Origin of the sequence: Delftia sp. GW456-R20 (assembly GCF_001622915.1) — a bacterium.
In the GTDB taxonomy this organism is placed as follows: domain Bacteria; phylum Pseudomonadota; class Gammaproteobacteria; order Burkholderiales; family Burkholderiaceae_C; genus Comamonas; species Comamonas acidovorans.
On the sequence record NZ_LWCN01000004.1, the window covers coordinates 824,550 to 842,160 of the forward strand.

Annotated in this window: 10 protein-coding genes; 4 read left to right on the forward strand and 6 right to left on the reverse strand. The window is 68.2% G+C overall.

Annotation, left to right across the window (positions count from 1 at the left end):
- Positions 1–110: 110 nt before the first annotated feature.
- The 6 genes from A4F85_RS09175 to A4F85_RS09200 all read right to left on the reverse strand — a co-directional run bounded on the left by A4F85_RS09175 (position 111) and on the right by A4F85_RS09200 (position 8,408).
- Positions 111–2,573 carry a TonB-dependent siderophore receptor gene (locus A4F85_RS09175; protein ID WP_063326389.1) on the reverse strand — a complete coding sequence of 821 codons (2,463 nt, stop codon included), beginning with the start codon at positions 2,571–2,573 and terminating at the stop codon, positions 111–113.
- Positions 2,574–2,661: 88 nt separating this feature from the next.
- Positions 2,662–3,675 carry a FecR domain-containing protein gene (locus A4F85_RS09180; protein WP_063326390.1) on the reverse strand — a complete coding sequence of 338 codons (1,014 nt, stop codon included), beginning with the start codon at positions 3,673–3,675 and terminating at the stop codon, positions 2,662–2,664.
- Entirely contained in the window at positions 3,654–4,160 is a 507-nt protein-coding gene (locus A4F85_RS09185; RefSeq protein ID WP_012205109.1) for a sigma-70 family RNA polymerase sigma factor, read from the reverse strand. Before A4F85_RS09185 ends, A4F85_RS09180 begins: the two co-directional genes overlap by 22 nt.
- Before the next feature lie 119 nt (positions 4,161–4,279).
- A complete protein-coding gene (locus tag A4F85_RS09190; RefSeq protein ID WP_063327930.1) occupies positions 4,280–6,775 on the reverse strand; it encodes a TonB-dependent siderophore receptor in 2,496 nt (831 codons plus the stop codon).
- Between the two features lie 95 nt (positions 6,776–6,870).
- Positions 6,871–7,899 carry a FecR domain-containing protein gene (locus tag A4F85_RS09195; protein WP_331710722.1) on the reverse strand — a complete coding sequence of 343 codons (1,029 nt, stop codon included), beginning with the start codon at positions 7,897–7,899 and terminating at the stop codon, positions 6,871–6,873.
- Entirely contained in the window at positions 7,878–8,408 is a 531-nt protein-coding gene (locus A4F85_RS09200; RefSeq protein ID WP_013802813.1) for a sigma-70 family RNA polymerase sigma factor, read from the reverse strand. Before A4F85_RS09200 ends, A4F85_RS09195 begins: the two co-directional genes overlap by 22 nt.
- A 228-nt stretch (positions 8,409–8,636) precedes the next feature.
- Between A4F85_RS09200 and A4F85_RS09205 the strand changes: the two genes are divergently transcribed.
- The 4 genes from A4F85_RS09205 (at position 8,637) to pepN (ending at position 17,563) form a co-directional block, all read left to right on the forward strand.
- On the forward strand, positions 8,637–11,225 hold the full coding sequence (locus A4F85_RS09205) for a sensor domain-containing protein (protein ID WP_063326392.1): 2,589 nt from the start codon (positions 8,637–8,639) through the stop codon (positions 11,223–11,225).
- Between the two features lie 254 nt (positions 11,226–11,479).
- Positions 11,480–13,339 carry a methyl-accepting chemotaxis protein gene (locus A4F85_RS09210; protein WP_063326393.1) on the forward strand — a complete coding sequence of 620 codons (1,860 nt, stop codon included), beginning with the start codon at positions 11,480–11,482 and terminating at the stop codon, positions 13,337–13,339.
- Between the two features lie 315 nt (positions 13,340–13,654).
- Positions 13,655–14,759 (forward strand): peptide chain release factor 2 gene (gene prfB / locus A4F85_RS09215; RefSeq protein WP_013802816.1). Its coding sequence is split into 2 segments (ribosomal slippage): positions 13,655–13,735 and positions 13,737–14,759, totalling 1,104 coding nucleotides; the frame shifts between segments, so codons are not numbered across the junction.
- A gap of 77 nt (positions 14,760–14,836) precedes the next feature.
- Complete coding sequence (pepN, locus tag A4F85_RS09220) at positions 14,837–17,563, forward strand: aminopeptidase N (RefSeq protein ID WP_063326394.1); 2,727 nt, start codon at positions 14,837–14,839, stop codon at positions 17,561–17,563.
- The last annotated feature ends 48 nt before the right edge of the window (positions 17,564–17,611 follow it).

A 17,611-nucleotide genomic window follows, 5' to 3' on the forward strand; every position in this document is an offset into this window, starting at 1 on the left:
GACACGCGGCGACCCGAGATTGAGAATAATTCTCAATTATAGGCAACTGCGACCCTCTTGCGGCCCAGCTCTGCCGCATGCTGCTGCAGTCCGTTCCTCCTGGCCGTGTTTCAGAACTTGCCGCGCAGGGTGAGCGTCGCGCTGCGCGGCGCGCCGTAGACATTGCCCCAGGCTGGCGCGCCTATGGTCTGGTAGTAGGTCTTGTCGAACAGGTTGGCCACGCTCAGTGCCACGGACCAGTTGCGGTCGATGCGGTAGCCCAGGCGGGCAGACCACACGGCATAGGCTGGCTGCACATCGGTGATGGCGCCCACCGCGCGCGAGCTGGCGGTCTGGAAGTTGACGCCGCCGCCCACGTTCCAGGCGCTCCATTCGCCCGGCAGGCGGTAGTCGCTCCAGACACGCAGCATGTGCTTGGGCGTGTAGGTGCTGGCGAACTCCACGCCGGCATTGGAGGTGTTGTCCAGGTACTTGAAATGGCTGAAGGTGTAGCCGGCAAACAGTTGCCAGCCACGCGCCACCTCGCCGCTGATCTCGGCATCCAGCCCCTGGCTTCGGACCTTGCCCACGGAGACATAGCAGTAGGTGCTGGCCGAGCAGGGGTTGACCAGGTCCTCTTCGGCGCGGTTCTTCTGGTCGATGCGGAACAGGGCCACGGCCGCGTTCACCCTGCCGTCCAGCAATTCGCCCTTCATGCCCACTTCCAGATTGCGCCCCTCGATGGGTGCCAGCAGGTCGCCGGCCGCCGTCACGGCGTTCTGGGCCTGGAAGATGTCGGAGTAGCTGGCATAGGCCGACCACTGGTCATTGAGCGCATAGACCAGGCCGCCATAGGGCGTGATGACGCCGCTTTCCTTGTACGGGTCGTTGTAGGCCTCGCCCGTGTTGCGGTAGTTGCTGCTGCCCGTGAAGCGGGTGACGCGGGCGCCGCCGATCACGGTCAGCGCATCGGTGAGGCTCAGCCGCGCCACGCCGTAGGCGCCGGACTGGGTCATGCGGGTGCGGCTTTCATCGCCGCGATAGCGGTTGGCCAGGAATTCCGCGCGGGACGGCTCGCGGATGGCGGCGCTCGGGTCGAACACGTTGTTGGGCAGGCCCATGCGGATCAGCGAATAGTCGCTGTCGTTGACCATGCGGCCCGTGTTGGCGCCAAAGCTCAGCGAATGCCGGCGGCCGAAGGCGTCGAATTTGCCGTCCACCGCCACGTCCAGGGTCTTGTTGTCGGTGGTGACATCGAACAGGCCGGCATACATCTCGTTGCCCGCCAGCGTGGCGGGATTGATCGCCCCCAGGGCAAAGGCGTACTTCATGTCGTGCTTTTCCCGGGTGTAGCCCGCCGTGGCCTTGACGGTCCAGTCCGCGTTGAAGCGGTGCTGCAGCTCGGCAAACAGCGATGTCTGCTCGCTGTCCCAGCGGTTCCAGTCCGCGCCCAGAAAGGTGGAGCGCGGCAGCCGCAGGTCCGCACCGTCGGCATAGCGCGGCAGGCCCTGGAAGAAAGGCGTGGAGCGCAGCCGCTCGTGGGTGGCGCCCACCGTCAGCCGGGTCTGGGAGCTGAGGTCGTACTCCAGCACGCCGTAGAGCACGCCGGTGCGGCTGCTGGCCACGTCGTAGAAATAGTCGCGGCTGTTGAGGCTGGCGACCACGCGCCCGCGCAGCGTGCCGGCCTCGTTGAGCGGGCCCGTGGCATCGATCTCGCTACGCAGGTTGTTCCAGGAGCCCACACTGGCCGATACCTCCAGCTGGCGCTCTGCCAGGGGGCGCTTGCGCACCATGTTGATGGCCGCGCTGGGGGAGCCCGCCCCCTGCAGCAGCCCCGTGGCACCGCGCACCACTTCCACGCGGTCCAGCGTGGCGGCGTTGCTGGTGAAGTTGTCGGCCTGCGGGTAGTAGAAGGCGCGGTTCACGCCATCGAACTGGTAGGTGTCCACGCGGAAGCCGCGCGAGTAGACATAGCGCCCGCCCATGGGGCTGTCGTACATGGTGATGCCCGTGGTGCTGGCCAGCACGTCGTCCACGGTGTTGAGGTTCTGGTCGTCCATGCGCTGGCGCGTGATCACGCTGATGGACTGGGGGATGTCCTTGATCGCCTGCTCGCCCTTGCCCACCGTGACCGCGCGGGCCACGTAGCTGCCCGTGCCTTCGCTGGTGGCGCTGCGCTCGGCGCGGGCCGTCACCTGCACTTCGTTCAGGACCGTGGTGGAACCGGCACCAGCGCCGGCCGGTGCGGCCTGCCTGCGCAGCGTGTAGCTGCCATCGCTGCGCGCCACCATGTCCAGCCCGCTGCCGGCCAGCAGGCGCTGCAGCGCCTGCTGCGGCGCATAGTGGCCGGACAGGGCCGGGCTGGTGAGCCCTTCGGTCAGCGCAGGATCGAAGGACAGCGAAATGCCCGCCGCCGTGGCCACGCCGGCCAGCGTGCGGCCCAGCGGCCCGGGCGCGATCTGGTAGGTCTGGGCTGCGGGGGCCGGTTCGGCCGCCTGCACGGCGCCTGCGGCCAATGCCATGCCCAGCAGGGCCAGGCGGGCGGCATGCGCCAGGGGATGGAAGACAGGATGCGGCATGGGTATGGCAGGCATGGAAATCGGTCCTTGGAGGCGGTGAAGAAAGAAGCTCTTTCCCCGTTGCCAGCCGAGATCCGAAAAAGTGTCACCCTGCCTCGATTTTTTAGTTCCTGGCGACCACGGTGATCCAGTAGCCGCGCATGCGCGTCTGCACGTCGACGGGATAGGTGGAGGCCAGCATGGTCAGCGTCCGGTCCGTATCGCCCAGCGGAAAGGAGCCGGACACGCGCAGCGCGCGCACCTCGGGCGCGCACTGCAGCAGGCCGGGCCGGTAGCGCGACAGTTCGGCGCAGAACGCGGCCAGCGGCATGGCGTCGGCCATCAGCATGCCGTGGGTCCAGGCCGTGGCCTCGGGCTGCAGGGGCTGGGGCGCGGTCACCTCCCCCGCTCGCAATACCGTTTGCTGACCGGCTTGAACGACCAGCGCCGGGTGGGCGGCGCCGCGCAGCGTGACTTCCACGGCGCCCTCGGTCACGGCCAGGCGCACGGGGCCGCCGTCCGCCCTGCCCCCCTCTTGCCGCACGGTGAAGCGGGTGCCCAGGGCGCGCAGCCGGCCATGGGCGGTGTCCACGACAAAGGGGCGGTGCGGCGTGGCGGTATCGGCCGCCGTTTCTATGGAAATCGCGCCTTGGCGCAAGGTGAGCAGGCGCAGTGCGCCATCAAACCGGATGTCCACCGCACTGGCCGTGTCCAGCATGAGGCGGCTGCCATCGGCCAGATGCTCGGTGCGGCGCTCGCCGGTGGCGGTGCGCAGGTCGGCGCCCCAGCCGCGCTGGTCCGCCGCATACCAGGCTTGCCAGGCCAGCCAGCTTGCAGGCGCCACGGCCAGCAGCGCGGCCAGCCGGGCCACGGCGGCGCGGCGCTGGGCGCGGTGGCTTCGGGGCCGGTCCAGCGCCGGCATGGCCAGCGCTGCAGGCAGGCCGCCCAACTTGCCCAGCAGCCGCTCGGCGCGCTCCCAGGCCAGGGCATGCTGTGGGTCGGCCTGGCGCCAGCGCTCGCAGGCAGCGCGGTCGGCGTCGGTGGCGCCGCTGTCGTGCAGGCGCATCAGCCATTCGGCGGCTTCGTCGAGCACGCGCGCTTGCAGGGGCGTCTCCATCACGCCATTGCCACCAGGCATTGGCGAAACGCCTGGGCCATGTAGCGCTTGACGCTGGTGAGCGAGACCTCCAGCTGCTGCGCGATGTCTTCGTACTTCATGCCGTCCAGCTGGGACAGCAAAAACGTGCGCCGCACGATGGGCGGCAGCGCGTCCAGCATGGCGTCTATCTCGTGCAGGGTCTCCAGCACCAGGGCGCGCTGCTCGGGCGACGGCGCCACGGGCTCGGGCAGTGCGGCCAGGGCTTCGAGGTAGGCCCGCTCCAGCGCCTGGCGCTTGTACCAGTTGACGAGCACGCCCTTGGCCACCGTGGTCAGGTAGGCACGCGGCTCCTGCACACCGGCCAGGTCGCGCACGCCCAGGATGCGCACAAAGGTGTCCTGCGCCAGGTCCGCCGCATCCGCCCCGTTGCCCAGCCTGCGGCGCAGCCAGCCCTGCAGCCAGCCATGGTGGGCGGTGTACAGGGAGGCGGCTTCTCGGTGCTGGGGGGTGGAGGCGGATGGCATGGCAGGTCCGGATTCCCTTGGGGGCGGGGCCCGCAATCAAACAAGAATCATTCTTATTCGATTGTATCCATGCCAGGGAGCGTGCGAGAGCGCTTTCGACCGGCCTGATGGCGCAAGGCCTACCAGATGTACCCGAACCGAACCACCATGTTGCGCGCTTCGCCGTAGTTGCAGGCATTGGCGGAAAAGCACGACGCCGTGTGGTACTTGTCGAACAGGTTCTTGACCGTCAGGCTCACGCTGGCCCCGCGCCAGTCACTGCGCATCTTTCCCAGGTCATAGCGCAGCGAGGCATCCACCAGGGTGAACGACGGTACGCGGAAGCTGTTGTCCGCATCGCCCCAGCTCCAGCCGATGTAGCGCGCCCCCACGCCCGCCCCCAGCCCCAGCAGGTCGCCCCCAAAGGCATAGTCCACCCAGGCCGACGCCATCTTGCGGGGCACTTCGTAAGGCGACTTGCCCTGCACGTTGCCGCCCCACTGGTCTGGCTGGGCCCGGGTCACCTTGACGGGGTTGTAGGTCAGCGCTGCCAGGAGCTTGAGCCCGCGCGTGGGCTGGACTGCCGCCTCGAACTCGATGCCGCGAGAACGCACTTCGCCCTGCTGTATGGAATAGCGGACGTTCTCGGGGTCGGTGGTGAGCACGTTCTGCCGGCGCAGCTCGAAGGCGGCCAGCGTGAAGCTGCTGCGCTCGTCGGGCGAGTACTTGACGCCGACCTCGACCTGTTTGCCGGTTTCCGGATCAAAGGGCCGGTCGTTGCGGTCAGCGCCCATCAGAGGGACAAACGACTCGCTGTAGCTGACGTAGGGCGCCACGCCGTTGTCTGCAAGATAGGTCAGGCCGACACGGCCGGTGAAGGATTTGGGCTTGCGCACGCTGGTGGACACGGGGTCGGCCAGACGGCTGGACTGCTCCAGACGGCTCCAGTCGTGGCGCCCGCCCAGGGCCAGCACCCAGCGGTCCTTGCGGATGCGGTCCTGCACGTAGAGGCCTACCTGCTGGGCGCGCTCATCGCGCAGCGCATCGGGCTGCAGCAGCGAGGTGTCGATGAAGCTGCCATAGACGGGCCGGTAGATGTCCAGCTGCGGACCGTCGGCAATATAGGAGTCGAAACTGGAGCGGCTGCGGTTGTAGTCCAGCCCCACGATGAGTTCATGCTGCAGGCCGGCCGCCGCGAATTGGCCCGACAGGCTGGTGTCCACGGTGTAGACGCCGCCCTTGCCGTCGCGCGAATCGATCTCCCGGTTGGTGATGGAGCCGTCGATCAGCGGCCCGTAGCGGAACATGTACTGCTCGTGGTTGCGTGCGTGCAGGTAGCGGAAGTTCTGCCGCAGCGTCCAGCCGCTGTCGAATTGATGGCGTGCGTCGTAGCCCAGCGATGCGACCTCGGTCTCTTCACGGTCGAAGCCCGGTTCCCCCAGGAAGCGGTTCAGAGGCAGCCGGCCATTGGGGTTGCGCCCGTTGAGCGCATCCCACTGCACGTTGGTGGACATCATGGCGTGGTTCTTCTGGTAGAAGCCGCGCAGCGTGACGCTGGTGCGCGCGTCCGGCGCCCAGGTCAGGCTGGGCGCCAGGTAGACGCGGTCATCACGCATGAAGTCGATCTGCTGGTCGGCCGCCCTGGCCAGCCCCACCAGGCGGTAGCTCACCGTGCCATCGTCACCCACCGGCCCTCCGAGGTCGAAGGCCGCCTGCCGGCGAGCATGGCTGCCCACGGACAACTCCATGCCGCGCACCGCATCGGCCGAAGGCCGCTTGGACACGAAGTTCACGATGCCGCCCGGCGAGTTCTGGCCATACAGCACCGAGGCCGGCCCCTTGAGGACCTCCATGCGCTCGGCCCCGTAAGGCTCCATGCCGAAAAAGCCCAGCGTGCCCAGCGGCATGAGGCGCAGCCCGTCCAGGTAGAAATTGCCCGAAAACTGGCTGAAGCCGCGCACCGACAGACTGTCGTCCGCAGGATTTGCCCCGCCCGTGTTGGTGCGCACGCCGGCCGTGTACTGCACGGCGTCGTTGAGCGTGCGCACGCCCTGGTCGTCCATGCGGTCGCGCGTGATGACGGACACCGATTGCGCCACCTCCAGAATCGACGCATCGGTCTTGGTGGCCGTGCTGGCCCGGCGCGCCACATACCCGCTGGTGCTGCCCCAGGGGCTTTCTGCCGGGGCCGCGGCGGTCACCCTGACCTCACCCAGCACGGTCGATGCCTGGGTGGCCTCGGGCACCGCACGCAGCACAAAACCGCCCTCCCCCGCCGCCTGCGCCTGCAGGTCGGTGCCGGCCAGCAGCCGGTCCAGCGCCTCGCGCACCGTGAGGCGGCCCTGCACGCCCTGGGTTCGCCGGCCCTGCACCAGGGCGGGCGGCGCGCTGATGCTCACGCCTGCGTCAGCGGCAAACGCCGTGAGCGCGGCGGCCAGCGGGCCTGCCGGCACCTGGAACGGACGCTGCACCGCGCTGGTGGCCGCCGCACCGGCCTGGGCCAGCGCGGCGCGCGGCAAGGCGGCGCCTGCCGCCAGGCCCGCTGCCATGAGCACGGCGAGGCCTGTCCGGGACAGTGGAAAGAGCAAGGGGGAGGGAGTGCGCGCCACGCTGCGCATGCCGGGCCGGAGAGCCATGGTCTGTTTTTCCTTCGGAAGTCGTTCGATGAAATCGGTTGCCATCGAACAGGACACGGCCTGCCGCAGAAAGGGGCCAGATTCCGAAAGAAATTTCAAGCCGGTGGTGTGCCGCGCGCCGCCACCGTCACCCAGTAGCGCGTGCGGTAGTGGACCTGCACGGGCAGCAGATGCACGAGGTTGGCGAGCACGGCGTCCGTGCCGGTATCGGCATCGCCCAGCTGAAAGGCGCCGGTGACGCGCAAATCCGCCACAGACGGATCGCAGTGCAGCCAGCCGGAGCGGTAACGCGACAGCTCGGCCACAAAGTCGGCCAAACGCATGTTGTCTGCGGCCAGCAGGCCGCGCGCCCATTGGGCGGCGCTGGCGTCCGCAGGCTCGGCACGGCCTATGCCCATGGCGTCAAACCACAGTTGCTGGCCTGCCTGCAGCTGCTGCGCGGCGCCGCCACGGGTGGTGATCTGCACGGCGCCCTGCAGCACGGCCACCTCGCCGCGCTCCCGGACACTGCGCACGACAAAGCGCGTGCCTAGGGCGCGCACCCTGCCCTGCCCGGTGGTGACCACGAAGGGCCGGGGTGGGGTCTGCGGGTCGGGCGCGGTTTCGATGAAGACGGCGCCCTCGTTCAGATGGACGCGGCGCAGCTGATCGTCAAACCGCACATCCATGGCACTGGCCGTATCGAGCACAAGACGGCTGCCATCGGCCAGCGTCCATTCGCGGCGCTCGCCCGTGGCCGTGGCGTGGGTAGAGGTCCACTGCATCCAGGGCGTGGCGCGCCAGGCCAGCCAGCCCACGGGGGCGGCCGTGATCAGCAGGGCCAGCGCGCGCACGGTATCGCGGCGGCCCATGGCGCCCAGGCGGCGCTGCTTGCGGCCCAGGGCCGGTGCCCCCAGTGCGGGCGGCAGGCTGCCCGCGCGCTGGCTCACGGCCAGGGCGCGCAGCCAGGCCTGCGCATGGACATCGGCACGGGTGCGCCAGGCCTCGAAGGCGCGGTGGTCGGCCTCGCTGGCCTCGCCCGAGTGCAGCAGCACAAACCATTCGGCGGCCTGCAAGGCGATTTCGCGCGACAGCGGCGCTGCGGCCTGGGAGTCCACGGCGTTCATGCCGACAGCAGGATGCACTCGGCCATGGCCTGGGCCATGTAGCGCTTGACCGAGCGCAGGCCCATGCCCAGTTGCTCGGCAATGGCCGCATAGGTCAGCCCCTCGACCTGGGACAGGATGAAGACCGCGCGCACCTTGGGCGGCAGGCCGTCGAGCATGGCATCGACCTCCTGCAGCGCCTGCAGGATGAGCAATTGCTGCTCGGGCGACGGCGCCTGCGGCGCTGGCAGCGCGGCCAGGGCCTGCAGCCAGGCCTGCTCCAGCGACTGGCGGCGCAGGTGGTTGATCAGCAGGCGCCGCGCCACCGTGGCCAGGTAGGCGCGTGGCTCGCGCAGGGCGGGCAAGTCGCCCGCAGGCGCGGTGAGCAGGCGGATGAAGGTGTCCTGCGCCAGGTCGGCCGCGTCGCAGGCATTGCCAAGTCGGCGGCGCAGCCAGCCCTGCAGCCAACCATGGTGGCCGGCATAGAGGGCGGAGATTTCGCGGTGCAAGGGGCTGGATGCGGCGCTGGAGGCGGGAGCGGATGGCATGGCGGGTCGCTGTGGCTGGAGGGCGGGTTGCACCATCAAACAAGAATCATTCTCAACTTATTGTAACCAGCGGCAGCACTTGCCTAAGAGTGCCATCAGGCGGACCATCCAAGGGCGAACAGTGGAAGCAAGTGCGACCAGGCGTGGCTGACATCCAGCTGCTGCGCCGGATCGGTATCATTTAGAAACAATCAATCATCAGCTCAGCATCCATCAGGAGAGCGAACCATGTTCGAAACGCGGGTAGCAGGCACGGCAGGGCAGCAGGCGCTGTGGAGCACGCTGGACAAGGCCATGGCGCTGGCGGAATTCACGCCCGAAGGCCGGCTGATGCGCGCCAACGCCAATTACGAAGCCATTCTTGGCTACCCCACCTCGGGCGCCGAGGGCCTGCTGCACAGTGACCTGTGCACCCAGGCACATGCCGATCCCGACGCCTACGGCCGGTGGCGCCAGCGCTGGGGCGCGGGCGAGACGATTTCGCGCGTGGGCGAACACCGGCGCCGCGACGGCAGCACCTGCTGGCTGGAGGCCACCTATGCCCCCGTGCTGGATACCCAGGGCGCGCTCAGCCATGTGCTGTGCATTGCCACCGACATCACGGCCCGGGTGCAGGCCGACCGCAGACGGCAGGAGCATTTGCGGCGCCTGTCCCTGGTGGCTGATGCCACCGACGCGGCCGTGGTGATCGCCGACGGCAACTGGACCATCTCCTATGTCAACGCAGGCTTCACCCGCATGTTCGGCTGGAGCAGCGAAGAGGTCGTGGGCCGTGCGCCCATCGCCCTGCTGGTGCCCCATGCCTCGCCCGAATTCACGGCCGCCTACCGCGCCGAACTGGACGCAGGCAAGCCGGTGTACCGCGAGGAGATCCTCGTCGGCAAGGACGGCGAGCGGTATTGGGTCAGCGCCCAGGCCAATCCCGTCATGGGCCCCGACGGCCGCCTCCACACCACGGTGACCGTGATCACCGACATCACCGAGGCCAAGATGCACGAGGTGCTGCAGCGGCGCGCCCTGGAGGCCATGGCCCGCGACCAGCCGCTGACCGAGGTGCTGGACCTGGTCTGCCGCGAGGTCGAGCGCATTGCGCCCGACATTGCGGTCTCGGTGCTGGAAGTCGATGACCAGAACCGCCTGCATCCGCTGGCCGCGCCCAGCCTGCCGGCCTCCTATTCGGCGGCGCTGGACGGCGTGCCCATCGGCCCCAATGTCGGCTCCTGCGGGGCGGCGGCCTTCCACAACCGGCCCGTGCTGGTGGGCGACATCGCCACCGATCCGTTGTGGGCCGACTTCAAGCACCTCATCCTGCCGCTGGGGTATACGGCCTGCTGGTCCACGCCCATCTGCGGGCTGCAGGGCGGCGTGGCCGGCACCTTTGCCTTCTACTACCGCCATTTCGAGCGGCCCGGCCCCGATCCCTTCCACCAGCGGCTGGTGGAGGCCTGCACCGACCTGTGCGCGCTGGCGCTGGAGCGCGAGCAGGCACGCCGCCGCATCCGGCAGCTGGCCTTCTACGACGGGCTGACCACCCTGCCCAACCGCAGCCTGCTGCTGGCCCAGGCCGAGCAGGCGCTGTCCGTGGCTTCGCACGAGGGCCACGAGCTGGCCGTGGTCTTCATCGACCTGGACCGTTTCAAGCAGGTCAACGACTCGCTGGGCCACCCGGCCGGCGACCGGCTGCTGTGCAGCGTGGCCGAGCGCATCCAGGCGGAGCTGCGCACGGGCGACATTGCCGGGCGCCTGTCGGGCGATGAATTCGTTATCGTGCTGCCACACTGCGGCGGTGCGCAGGCGGCCGAGGTGATAGAGCGGCTGCAGTCGGCACTTGGCGAGCCCTGCATGATCGACGACGTGTCCCTGGCCAGCACGGCCAGTTGCGGCATTGCCGTGTTTCCCGCCGACGGGCGCGACATGGAGACGCTGCTGCACCGCGCCGACATGGCCATGTACCAGGCCAAATCGGGCGGGCGCGGGCTCTACAGCTTCTTCAGCCCCGAGATGAACCGCCTGGCGCAGGAACGCCTGGTGCTGGAGACGGCGCTGCGCGACGCCCTGCGCAGCGGCGGCCTGCGACTGCACTACCAGCCCCAGCTCGACCTGAAGGACGGGCGCCTCTACGGCGTGGAGGCCCTGGCGCGCTGGAGCCATGCGGAATTCGGCGAGATCTCGCCCGCACGCTTCATTCCGCTGGCCGAGGAATGCGGCCTGATCGGCGAGCTGGGCACCTGGGCACTGCGCGAGGCCTGCCGCCAGCTGGGCGAGTGGCGCAGCCGGGGCATTGACGTGCCGGCCATGTCGGTCAACCTCTCGCCCACGAGCTTTCACAACCTGGACCTGCCGCGCATGATTGCCGACACGCTGGAGCACAACGCGCTCAAGCCGCAGGACCTCACGCTGGAGATCACCGAAAGCCTGCTGCTGGACACCAACCCGGGCACCATGCGCACGCTGCAGGCCGTGCATTCCCAGGGCGTGCGCCTGTCCATGGACGACTTCGGCACGGGCTACTCCAGCCTCAGCTACCTGCGCCGCCTGCCCGTCAGCGAGCTCAAGCTGGACCGCAGCTTCGTGGCCGACCTGGAAAACGACGAAGCCGCCCAGGCCCTGAGCAACGCCATCCTGGGCATAGGCCGCAGCCTGCACCTGACCGTGGTGGCCGAGGGAGTGGAGACGGCGGCGCAGAACACCATCCTGCGCGAACAGGGCTATCCGGTCGCGCAGGGCTATCTGTTCTCGCGCCCGCTGCCGGCAGCGGATCTGGAGCGGTGGCTGCAGGCATCGAGCCTGCAAGCCGGCGTGGCGACGGACGTGTGAACGGCATGTGAGCGGGCATGTGAGGACCAGGCCATGCGCGCGAAGACCTTGGCCGGAAAAAGTAACAATCCGCAATAAATATTCGGACTGGACCTATTTTTCCCTAAGCCTCGCCGGCAAGTGACCGATAACTGCGGCATGGCGGGGCCGAGTGTCGGTCCCGCTGATCGCCACCGATCGCCACCGCATCCCCTCGAATTCGCAGCCACCGCCGCTCACCCGCTTTCGCTTCTCGCCGTACGGCACTCCCCACCATGATGTTTTTCCGCAATCTGAAGCTGGCCCACAAGCTGCTGGCCTCTTTCATCGCCCTGCTGCTGCTGACCGCCGGCCTGGGCCTGTTCTCCGTGGTCCAGCTGGACCGTGTCAACCGCACGGCCACCGACCTGGCGCACCACTGGATGCCCGCCGAGCGCGTGATCATGGAGATGCGCTACCAGCTGCAGCGCTACCGCTCGCAGACCATGCAGCATGTGCTGGCCACCTCGATGGATGAAATGGCCATCTACGACAAGAGCATGCCGGCGCTGTGGTCCGAGCTGCTCAAGAACCAGCAGGCCTTCGAGCGCTATGCCAACACCGCGCGTGAGCGCGAGCTGATGGCCGGCATCAAGGACGACCTGGGACAGTACGCGCAGCACACGGCAAAGATCGTGGACCTGTCCCACGCCCTGCGCACCGAGGAAGCCTCCGAGGTGCTGCGCGGCGATTCGGTCAAGACCAGCCGTGCCATCAACACCAAGCTGGACGAACTGCTCAAGATCAACGCCCAGGGCATCGAGGACGCCAACCAGGCAGGCGACGACATCTTCACCGCCGCGCGCTGGTGGGTGATCGCCCTGCTGGCGGGGGCCGTCCTCTTCGGCCTGGGCATGGCGCTGCTGATCGCCCGCAGCGTGGCACGCCCCCTGCAGCAGGCCGTGAGCCTGGCACAGGCCGTGGCCGCCGGCGACCTGGGCAGCCGCATCGAGGTGCATGGCAAGGATGAAACCGGCCAGCTGCTGCAGGCCCTGCAGCACATGAACGAAAGCCTGCAGCGCATCGTCGGCCAGGTGCGCCAGGGCACGGACTCCATCGCCACGGCCAGCGGCCAGATCGCCTCGGGCAACCAGGACCTGTCGGCCCGCACCGAGGAACAGGCCAGCTCGCTGGAGCAGACTGCCGCCTCCATGGAGGAGCTGACCTCCACCGTCAAGCAAAACGGCGCCAACGCCCAGCAGGCCAACCAGCTGGCCGCCGCCGCCTCCCAGGTCGCCGTGCGCGGCGGCTCGGCCGTGGCCCAGGTGGTGCAGACCATGTCCGCCATCAACGATGCCTCGCGCAAGATCGTGGACATCATCGGCGTCATCGACTCCATCGCCTTCCAGACCAACATCCTGGCGCTGAATGCGGCCGTGGAAGCGGCCCGCGCCGGTGACCAGGGACGCGGCTTTGCCGTCGTCGCCTCGGAAGTGCGCACCCTGGCCCAGCGATCGGCCGCCGCCGCCAAGGAGATCAAGCAGCTCATCGACGACTCGGTGGGCAAGGTCGAGGAAGGCAGCGCCCAGGTCGACTCGGCCGGCAAGACCATGGAGGAGATCGTGGCCAGCGTGCGCCGCGTGACCGACATCATGGGCGAGATCTCGGCCGCCAGCCATGAGCAGACGGCCGGTATCGAGCAGGTCAACCAGGCCGTCACGCAGATGGACCAGATGACCCAGCAGAACGCCGCACTGGTCGAGGAATCGGCGGCGGCCACCGGCGCACTGCAGGCCCAGGCCAAGGCGCTGGCCGAAGTGGTCAGCGTGTTCAAGCTCTCGCCGTCCACCGGCATGCTGGGCAACAGCCGTGGCGTCAACCACGCCGCTGCCGTGGCAGCGCCCCGCCAAGCACCGACGGCGCCCCGTCCGCATCTGGCGCCTTCCGCTCCCAAACGCGCGGTGCCCGCACGTGCCTCGGCCGCCCTGCCTTCTGCAACCGGTGCGACCGGTGCGGCCGGTGCAACCCCTGCTCCGGCTGGCGCCGCGCGCCCGGCCCAGCCAGCACAGCCGGCCCGGCCCGCCGTGACGGCATCGGCCAAAGCCAAGGCCAAGGCGGCCAGCACGGCTTCCGACGACGATTGGGAAACCTTCTGAACCAGGTTTTCGCCCGCCCCGCCAGGGGCGGACATGCCTGCCAAGGCCCGACCAGCTCCAGCTGGCCGGGCCTTTTTTCCGGGAGGTCTGCAGCCAGATCACGCCAGGGTCCACGCTGCAACCTGCGCATTGCCATGGCCAAGCCCTTCAAATCTGCCATGATCGGCCGCTGCAAGCCCTTGTTTTGAAAGCCATCGTCACACGGCAGCGCGCCTCCAGGCCCGCGCGGCGGGCGCTTGCCCCGGCACGATGCCCCAGCATGAGAAAATCGGCGATTCGGCCAAGAACACATTCATCAGAAGAACGGAACACATCATGGAAGCAGAACGCATCAACCTCATCGGCAACACCCTCGAAGATCTGTCGCAGCGTGCGGCAGATCTACGGAGGTATCTTTGACTACGATGCAAAGTACGAACGACTGCGCACGGTAAATGCCTCGCTGGAAGATCCCAGCGTCTGGAACGATCCCAAGAAGGCCCAGGAGCTGGGCAAGGAAAAGAAGCTGCTCGACGGCGTCGTGCTGACGCTGCAAAAGCTGACCACCGAGCTGGCCGACAACGCCGAGCTGTTCGAGATGAGCAAGGAAGAAGGCGATGAGACCGGCCTGCTCACCATCGAGGGCGAGACCGCCAAGCTGCAGCCGCTGATCGAGGAGCTGGAGTTCCGCCGCATGTTCGGCAAGGAAGCCGATCCGCTGAACTGCTTCGTGGACATCCAGGCCGGCGCCGGCGGCACCGAAGCCTGCGACTGGGCCGGCATGCTGCTGCGCCAGTACCTGAAGTACGCCGAGCGCAAGGGCTTCAAGGCCACGGTCGAGGAAGAGACGCCGGGCGACATCGCCGGCATCAAGAGCGCGACCATCCACATCGAGGGCGAGTACGCCTACGGCCTGCTGCGCACCGAAACCGGCGTGCACCGCCTGGTGCGCAAGTCGCCCTTCGACAGCTCGGGCGGCCGCCACACCAGCTTTGCCTCGCTGTTCGTCTACCCCGAGATCGACGACTCGATCCAGATCGAGATCAACCCCTCGGACGTGCGCACCGACACCTACCGCGCATCGGGCGCGGGCGGCCAGCACATCAACAAGACCGACTCGGCCGTGCGCCTGACGCACATGCCCACCGGCATCGTCGTGCAATGCCAGGACGGCCGCAGCCAGCACAGCAACCGCGACGTGGCATGGCAGCGCCTGCGCTCCAAGCTCTATGAGCACGAGATGCAAAAGCGCATGGTGGAGCAGCAAAAGCTGGAGGACACCAAGACCGATGTGGGCTGGGGCCACCAGATCCGCTCGTACGTGCTGGACAACAGCCGCATCAAGGATTTGCGCACCAACGTCGAAATCTCGGCCACCCAGAAGGTGCTGGACGGCGACCTCGACGCTTTCATCGAAGCCTCGCTCAAGCAAGGCCTCTGATTTCAAGCCCCTGGGCGGCACCGGCCGCACAGGGGCTTGAACTCTGTCCCCTGATATTGGCATAGGAAGGAATCTGTATGCTGCAACTGCGTGACGGGCAGGCCCCTGCCACCGCCATCCACCGCGCCGACTACCAGGCTCCTGCCTGGTGGATCGACACCGTGGACCTGACCTTCGATCTCGATCCGGCCAAGACCCGCGTGCTCAACAAGATGCGCGTGCGTCGCAACACCGAGGTGCCGGCGCAGCCGCTGCGCCTGGACGGCGATGAACTGAACCTTGCGCGCGTGCTGGTCAACGGCGGCGGCACCTCGTTCAAGATGGACGGCGACCAGCTCGTGCTGGAGAACCTGCCCGAGGGCGGCGACCCCGTCGATCTGGAAATCTTCACCACCTGCGCGCCCGCCAAGAACACCAAGCTCATGGGCCTGTATGTGAGCCAGGGCACGTTCTTCACCCAGTGCGAGGCCGAGGGTTTCCGCCGCATCACCTATTTCCTGGACCGTCCCGACGTGATGGCCATGTATACCGTGACGCTGCGCGCCGACAAGACCGCGTACCCGGTGCTGCTGTCCAACGGCAACCTGGTCGAGCAAGGCGCGCTGGAAGACGGCCGCCACTTCGCCAAGTGGGCCGATCCGCACAGAAAGCCCAGCTACCTGTTCGCCCTGGTGGCCGGCAATCTGGTTGCGCGCGAGCAAAAGATCAAGAGCCGCGCAGGCCGCGACCACCTGCTGCAGGTCTTCGTGCGCCCGGGCGATCTGGAGAAGACCGAGCACGCCATGAACTCCCTCATGGCCAGCGTGGCCTGGGACGAGGCCCGCTTCGGCCTGTCCCTGGACCTGGACCGCTTCATGATCGTCGCCACCAGCGACTTCAACATGGGCGCCATGGAGAACAAGGGCCTGAACGTCTTCAATACCAAGTACGTTCTGGCCAGCCAGTCCACGGCCACCGACACCGACTACGCCAACATCGAGTCCGTCGTCGGCCACGAGTACTTCCACAACTGGACCGGCAACCGCGTCACCTGCCGCGACTGGTTCCAGCTGTCGCTCAAGGAAGGCCTGACCGTCTTCCGCGACCAGGAATTCAGCATAGACATGGCGGGCAGCCCCTCGGCACGCGCCGTCAAACGCATCGAGGACGTGCGCGTGCTGCGCACCGCCCAGTTCCCCGAAGATGCGGGCCCCATGGCCCACCCGGTGCGGCCCGACAGCTACATCGAGATCAACAACTTCTACACCGTCACCATCTACGAAAAGGGTGCCGAGGTCGTGCGCATGCAGCACAACCTGGTGGGCCGAGAAGGCTTTGCCAAGGGCATGAAGCTGTATTTTGAGCGCCATGACGGCCACGCCGTCACCTGCGACGATTTCGCCCAGGCCATGGCCGACGCCAACCCCGGCAGCGAGCTGGCCCAGCGCCTGGACCAGTTCAAGCGCTGGTACAGCCAGGCCGGCACGCCCCAGCTGCACGCCGAAGGCAGCTACGACGCCGCCGCACGCACCTACACGCTGACCCTGAGCCAAAGCTGCGCGCCCACGCCGGGCCAGGCAGAGAAGCTGCCCTTCGTCATCCCCGTGCAGATGGGCCTGCTGGGCCAGGACGGCCGCGCGCTGACACTGCGCCTGCAGGGCGAGGACCAGGCGGCAGCGGGCGACAGCCGCCTGCTCGTGCTGTCCGAACCCAGCCACAGCTTCGTCTTCACCGACGTGGACCAGGAGCCCGTGCCCTCGCTGCTGCGCGGCTTCAGCGCCCCCGTGGTGCTGCAGCACAGCGACAGCGATGCCGCCTTGCTGACCCTGCTGGCCCATGACAGCGACGCCTTCAACCGCTGGGAAGCCGGCCAGCGCCTGGGCCTGCGCATCGCGCTGCAGGCCATCGGCGACACCTCCATCACGGCAGACGCCAGCGGCCAGATCACGGCCGCCCTGCTGCCGGCCTCCTTCATCGAGGCCATGCGCGGCGTGCTGCGCCATCCCCAGCTGGATGCGGCCTTCAAGGAGCTGATGCTGGCCCTGCCCGGCGAAAGCTACATCGCCGAGCAACTGGCCGTGGTCGATCCGCAGCGCGTGCACGCCGTGCGTGAAGCCATGCGCCAGCAACTGGCGACCGAGCTGCAGGCCGACTGGCAGCAGGCCTGGCAAGAGCACAGCGACACCGGCGCCTACCGCCCCGACCCCGTCAGCTCCGGCCGCCGTGCGCTGGCAGGCCTGGCCCTGTCCATGCTGTGCCTGGCCGCACGCGCCTCGGGCGACAGCGTCTGGCCCGGCAAGGCGCTGCAGCGCTTCAAGGACGCCGGCAACATGACCGACCGCATGAGCGCCCTGACGGCACTGGTGCAAAGCGGCCATCCGCTGGCCGCCCAGGCCCTGGCGCGTTTCCACAAGCTGTTCCAGCACGATGCATTGGTGCTGGACAAGTGGTTCGCGCTGCAGGGCGGCGCCTGCGACCGTGGCGGCAACGTGCTGCCGGCCGTCAAGCAGCTGATGAAGCACCCCGACTTCCAGATCAAGAACCCCAACCGCGCGCGCAGCCTGATCTTCAGCTACTGCAGCGCCAATCCCGGCGCCTTCCACCGCGCCGACGCGGCGGGCTATGTGTTCTGGAGCGAGCGCGTCATCGAGCTGGACGCCATCAACCCCCAGGTCGCTGCCCGCCTGGCGCGCGCCCTGGACCGCTGGAGCAAGCTGGCCGAGCCCTACCGCACGGCCGCACGCGAGGCCGTCGCCCGCGTGGCGGCCCGCGCTGAACTCAGCAACGACGTGCGTGAAGTCGTCACCCGCGCCCTCGCGGATTGACCCAAGGCGCGGCCCAGGCCGCGCCTCCCGGATTTTTAGGAGTTGAAC

Coding starts and splice junctions, on each gene's coding strand:
- A4F85_RS09175 (WP_063326389.1), bottom strand. CDS start 2,573: ATGCCTGCCATACCCATGCCGCATCCTGTCTTCCATCCCCTGGCGCAT.
- A4F85_RS09180 (WP_063326390.1), bottom strand. CDS start 3,675: ATGCCTGGTGGCAATGGCGTGATGGAGACGCCCCTGCAAGCGCGCGTG.
- A4F85_RS09185 (WP_012205109.1), bottom strand. CDS start 4,160: ATGCCATCCGCCTCCACCCCCCAGCACCGAGAAGCCGCCTCCCTGTAC.
- A4F85_RS09190 (WP_063327930.1), bottom strand. CDS start 6,775: ATGGCTCTCCGGCCCGGCATGCGCAGCGTGGCGCGCACTCCCTCCCCC.
- A4F85_RS09200 (WP_013802813.1), bottom strand. CDS start 8,408: ATGCCATCCGCTCCCGCCTCCAGCGCCGCATCCAGCCCCTTGCACCGC.
- A4F85_RS09205 (WP_063326392.1), top strand. CDS start 8,637: ATGTTCGAAACGCGGGTAGCAGGCACGGCAGGGCAGCAGGCGCTGTGG.
- A4F85_RS09210 (WP_063326393.1), top strand. CDS start 11,480: ATGATGTTTTTCCGCAATCTGAAGCTGGCCCACAAGCTGCTGGCCTCT.
- pepN (WP_063326394.1), top strand. CDS start 14,837: ATGCTGCAACTGCGTGACGGGCAGGCCCCTGCCACCGCCATCCACCGC.